The 4849-nt window shown below is 47.5% G+C and carries 7 protein-coding genes; 6 read left to right on the forward strand and 1 reads right to left on the reverse strand.

Annotated features, from left to right (window positions below; translation table 11 throughout):
* Positions 1 to 1984: hypothetical protein (locus KDK18_RS01510; protein WP_257252685.1), on the reverse strand; the 1984-nt coding region annotated here is incomplete at its 3' end.
* Positions 1985 to 2179: 195 nt separating this feature from the next.
* On the opposite strand from KDK18_RS01510, the gene KDK18_RS01515 reads away from it, so the two are divergent.
* The 6 genes from KDK18_RS01515 to KDK18_RS01540 all read left to right on the forward strand — a co-directional run.
* A complete protein-coding gene (locus KDK18_RS01515; protein WP_257252686.1) occupies positions 2180 to 2488 on the forward strand; it encodes a DUF2288 domain-containing protein in 309 nt (102 codons plus the stop codon).
* 5 nt (positions 2489 to 2493) lie between these two features.
* Complete coding sequence (gene arfB, locus KDK18_RS01520) at positions 2494 to 2910, forward strand: alternative ribosome rescue aminoacyl-tRNA hydrolase ArfB (RefSeq protein WP_257252688.1); 417 nt, start codon at positions 2494 to 2496, stop codon at positions 2908 to 2910.
* Positions 2911 to 3021: 111 nt separating this feature from the next.
* Positions 3022 to 3177, forward strand: a complete 156-nt coding sequence (locus tag KDK18_RS01525) for a hypothetical protein (protein WP_257252689.1) — start codon at positions 3022 to 3024, stop codon at positions 3175 to 3177.
* A 224-nt stretch (positions 3178 to 3401) separates the two neighbouring features.
* A complete protein-coding gene (locus tag KDK18_RS01530; protein ID WP_257252690.1) occupies positions 3402 to 4145 on the forward strand; it encodes a bZIP transcription factor in 744 nt (247 codons plus the stop codon).
* An 11-nt stretch (positions 4146 to 4156) separates the two neighbouring features.
* Complete coding sequence (locus KDK18_RS01535) at positions 4157 to 4318, forward strand: hypothetical protein (protein WP_257252691.1); 162 nt, start codon at positions 4157 to 4159, stop codon at positions 4316 to 4318.
* Between the two features lie 92 nt (positions 4319 to 4410).
* A partial coding sequence (locus KDK18_RS01540; RefSeq protein WP_257252692.1) for a hypothetical protein occupies positions 4411 to 4849 on the forward strand: 439 nt, incomplete at its 3' end.

Consider the following 4849-nt stretch of genomic DNA (forward strand, 5'->3'; position numbering starts at 1 on the left):
GTTTCAGGAACTTGAAACGGCGATACCCTTGAGGTACCTCTGTGGAAGGAAAAGCCAGACTGCGACCGTAAATTTCAATATTCCTGCTATTGATCAACTCTGCTTCCCAAAGCCAGGACATTCCCGGAACAGTCTCTTTTGGATGTTTCCTGTCAAATTCAGCCACCTCCCGGAGGAAACGTTCACAATAAAACCTGTCTGGATTAAGTGCACAACCGGCACCAACCCCAAGGCCAATCAGATGCCATGGATAGTAACGTTTCCCCTCGTAGATCACGTCGTAGCATCGTTCAATAAACAGTGAGTCGCGATCATCAGGCGTTGCTGACAGGTGCTCAAGTAGTTTTTTTTGTATGCCCGGAGTGACAACCCGGAGCACTTGCGCAGAGTATTCAACCGGCAACCCTTTCTGATGTATTAACCTTATCAGTTCCAGTGTTTGCTGCTCATCCCTTAAAACGTCAGGGTGAAGCTCAAAATAGTTGATAACGGGCTGAAGTAACCGTGTTGCACGGGTCGAGGGTTTGTGTCTCAGGTAGTCGTGGTATGAACACTCAGCAGAGCGCAAGCTGATTGCTTTAAAAGTGGATGGCGGCAAGGATTTGAAGAGTTGCAGGAACTCAGCAAACCAGTTGACATTCAAAGGGAATTTTCCGTCTAAATGATTCTGCATACAACTCATCAGATGCTCAGAAGCGGTTAGCTTGAGCAGGGCGCTGCGTTGGGCTCTGGCCAGTTGACAGTCTTCCGCTTTGGAGATGCTCGCTGATGCTAATTGCTCGCAATGATGTCGGTATAACAGCAACAGCGGTGTTGCGCCGCTGTTGTCCTGTTGATTGGCCAGAGTCCCGGCGGGCAAGTACTGAAACAACTCGTCATAGCGAGGGGTATAAGCTTTCAGCCAGGAAGAATTGCATACCTCTCCGTGAGCTTTCATGCTTGGCAGTGCTGTCACCATAAGGTGCAAAATATTACCGCCGTTATTAAACTGATGCCCAAGTATTGTGGGAGAGGAGCCCGCCAGCAACCGCTTAAACAGTTCCCACTGGCCTAATACAAAGGCAGATACCAGAAGCTGTTCCCGCTCCTTATCATCCAGCTTTTTCAGTTCTTTCAGAATCAGTTTTTCATGCCTTTGTAGATTAACTTCCAGTGTAGAAAGCTGAAATGTAAAAAACTCTGAAGCCAGTGCAGTGGTGATTCCCTGAAGGAAATCCTGTGACGCCTCTGGGTTGCCATGCCTGATGCCCAGTGATTCGAAAATAGCTGTGATCAGATACGGTGCTGAACCCTCCGAAAGTCGCAGAGATTTATTGAGTTGCTCAAGAAATATGTGATGTTTTTTCAGCTCACTCAAAAGCTCATGGGCAACTTCCTTTAGGTACATACGAGGCAGATATGTTTCCAGAATTTCCATAAAGCCCGGATCAGCCTGAAACATCATTCTTTTGGCATCCTTGTCAAGAATCTTCTGCACGGTTTCAAGGCGTGTGTTAGCAAAGAGTTGTTTTAATAATTGGGAGGGGATCTGTATTTTATAATTCATCGACACCCCCTCAAGTCCCAGCCCCAAATCAGCCAGGGTTTGCAGAACGGAAGTATTTTCAGGAAGTCCAGGCTCCTCGGCGAGGTAGTTGACCAGTTTTTGCAGGGACTGTAGATAGAGTTTTTCATCCTCCCCAGGACGGTTGTGACTCATCCTGTTAAGATCATACTGGGCATTTTCTACAAATTTTTGAAATTTTTTATTGCCAAATGGAACATCAATTTTGCCCAGTGCATCCTGAACATGGGATATCCATTCACGACGCTGGTCACGAGTGGAAGTGATGTGTCGCTGCTGTAAAGAGTAACCAGAGAGCCCACCCGATCGAGCTGTCTGGTTGCTCAAGCCCAAAGTGGACGCAGGGGGGGAAACCACTGTTTCCGGTTCGGTCCAGCCGGGCAGGTGTAAGGGTGGAGTATTGGTCATCCGTGGCGGCATAATTTATTCCCTCAATAATTTGGTTTTTTGAAACGCCTGAATGAATAGACCGCTAAAGGTTGATTTCGTTCAAAAAGTGGAAAATCATGCCCGATCCCGGGAGTTTGATGGAGGTTAAGCCCTGACTGGCTGAAAAAACCATGGATGTGGTAGTCTCTGCCCTTATTTAACGTTAATCAGACAGACAGATTATTAATGAGTGATTCTGTAGACCCCAATGAGCTGAACAAAGCCAAACTCAACCTGGAAACCGCAAAAATTGCCTGGGAAGACCTTCAGCGCTACTTTGCTTCCGGCCACCTTCTGGCGGTTGCTCCGGATCTGGATATTGTTGCCGTCGCTCACAGCATCTCCATTGATGATAAAGCGACAGTAGAAGCCTGGTTGAATGAAAAAAAACTGGGACCGGTCAGTGACGATCAGGCCAGAAACTGGCATGAGCAAAAAGCGGATTTATGGGCCGTGGTGGTGCGACCGTGGGTGCTCGTTCAGGATAGAAACTGAGTGATATGCTGAAGATTTCCAATACCGTTACGATTCCCTCCGATGACATTGAGTTTAATTTTGTCCGTGCCCAGGGGGCGGGGGGACAGAACGTGAATAAAGTTTCTTCGGCGGTCCACTTAAGGTTTGATATCAGAGCTTCTTCCCTTCCTGACTTTTATAAAGAACGGCTTCTGACTTTCAATGACCAGAGGATTTCTTCCGAAGGCGTCATTGTGATCAAGGCACAGTCGTTCAGAACTCAGGAGAAAAATCGTCAGGATGCTCTGAATCGATTACTGGGTCTGATTCAAAAGGCGACGGTGGTGACTAAAAAAAGAAAAGCCACCAGACCTACCCGTTCTTCGCAGAAAAAACGCATGGATCGAAAGCATCAGCGTGGTCAGACAAAAGCACTGAGGGGGCAGATAAAGGGCTGGTAATGAGACAGCTCAGATAAACCGGACAACCATTCATTCCAATACCTTACTGATCCCTTAACCGTCCTGTGGAAATCATTTGCGCATTCCACTCAGGAACTTTATCGCCACCCGATGACTCCAATACAATCAGCCAGTGTGCTCGCAAAAATGAGCCACAGAGTGGATGTGGCGATACAGCTCGACTGGCACAAAGCCTATGAGGACAAAAAGGGAGATCCGCTCGGGCTGAATGAATGGAAATTTGAGGATGACCCGTTTGACGAATAGGGAGAGGCTGCCTGCCGATACCCCCAATAGATGAATCTACTTCCGCGCCCGCCCCGGACAATGGTGCTTGCGGAACAGTCGTTTTCAAAAAAAGCACTCAACTCACTCCGGTGAACAACCAATCCGAACCCCTTCAGGAAAAAGGTACTCAAGTAACAGAGTTGTCAGATTTACTGTCAGAAACGGAACATTCCGTTGTGGAGAGTGTCTAGGCTTTATGAGTCATGGAATGCACAGGAATAGGAACAATGGATAGGCTTTCGACTTCGGACACATCCTCATTGAATCTTGTGTCGACAAAAGACGCTGGGGCCAGTGAGGATAAAACGGATAAGGCTGGCGCAAAATACAGTGTTGTGACACAGGATCATTGTTATATCAGACTTCCGCAGGAGCCTACTGATACAGCAACGACCAGAGGAAAAAAAGCTGTTCTGAAAAGAGTGGCAACTCCTTACGTCACCCCAGAGCCTCCTGCAAGAAAAGTATTGAAGTCTTCATCAACAGCCGGGAGCCTACCGGGTTGTAGCTACGGCAATGCCTGTCAGCTTCATCGAGTTGTACAGGAAGGTGGTGTTATAAAAGTCGAAACAGAAACTGTTTCCGGGAAACCAGGGCCTTCTTCATCCACAGCAGTTGGAAGCAATAAGCCAAGGGGCAAAAAAGCAAGACCATTTGAAGTAAGAAGGCAGATGAACAGGGATGCTGCTCGAAAATTTAGAGAAAATACAAAAATTCGCATGGAATACTTGCAAGAAGAAGCGGATAACCTTCGAATGCAAAATTTGCTTCTGACTGTTCAGAACATTGAACTGACAGACAAGATTTGCAATACGGAGGAAGAAAATCGGATTTTAAGTCAATTAGTCTCAGAGAAGGAATCTGTATCTAAGAAAACTGAATTTGTTCCTGGTTACTTCGAACTGGATGATCAAGGAATATTTGATACCGATGATGATGCCAGCTAAGTTCCTGCTGCATGTTTGACGCGGCGATGAAGGCATTGAATCGTTTTCAGGAGCTGGAAGAAAAAGAACTTGAAATGTTGGAACTTTATCGCCATCAGATGGCTCCAATACAATTCGCCACAGTGCTAAAAAAAATGAGCGATAGAGCGGATGTGGCGACACAACTCGAATAGCACAAAGCCTGTGAGGATAAAAAGAGCGATCCGCCCGGGCAGAATGAATGGCTATTTGAGGATGACCCATTGGGCGAATAGAGAGATATTTCATGCCGTTACCCCCAACAGATGGGTCTACACCCCCACCCCCGGACAATGGTGCTTTGGCAAGCAGTGCTTCTCAAGAAGAGGGCTCTCAAAAAAAAGGTGCTCAACAACCAAAAAGAAAGCGCACCCGGGCAGGACGTCAGGCTGAGCCGACAGCGGGTGCCTCCAATATACCTCAGCATCAACAGAGTCCTGAACATCCATCACCAAAACTAAGGCGAGTTGATCAGGATCGCCGGAGTGTGGTCTCAGCCAGTGAGAGTCTGAACCCTGCCGCCACTCAGACGGACCCGGCTCCGATAGAGGAGACGATTGAATCCATGGAGGATGAAGATTCTGAAGACGCCACAGACATTCCCCCCGAGGTGCTCTCGGTGTTGGTACCCAGGCATCAGGGCATATTACAGAGACACTATAGCGGTGAAAATCCAGATACCGCTG

The sequence above is a fragment of the Endozoicomonas sp. SESOKO3 genome (assembly GCF_024606255.1).

Excerpts from the sequence above, each read along its gene's own strand:
- KDK18_RS01515 (WP_257252686.1), top strand. The coding sequence starts at position 2,180 with ATGAGTGATTCTGTAGACCCCAATGAGCTGAACAAAGCCAAACTCAAC.
- arfB (WP_257252688.1), top strand. The coding sequence starts at position 2,494 with ATGCTGAAGATTTCCAATACCGTTACGATTCCCTCCGATGACATTGAG.
- KDK18_RS01525 (WP_257252689.1), top strand. The coding sequence starts at position 3,022 with ATGACTCCAATACAATCAGCCAGTGTGCTCGCAAAAATGAGCCACAGA.
- KDK18_RS01530 (WP_257252690.1), top strand. The coding sequence starts at position 3,402 with ATGGAATGCACAGGAATAGGAACAATGGATAGGCTTTCGACTTCGGAC.
- KDK18_RS01535 (WP_257252691.1), top strand. The coding sequence starts at position 4,157 with ATGTTTGACGCGGCGATGAAGGCATTGAATCGTTTTCAGGAGCTGGAA.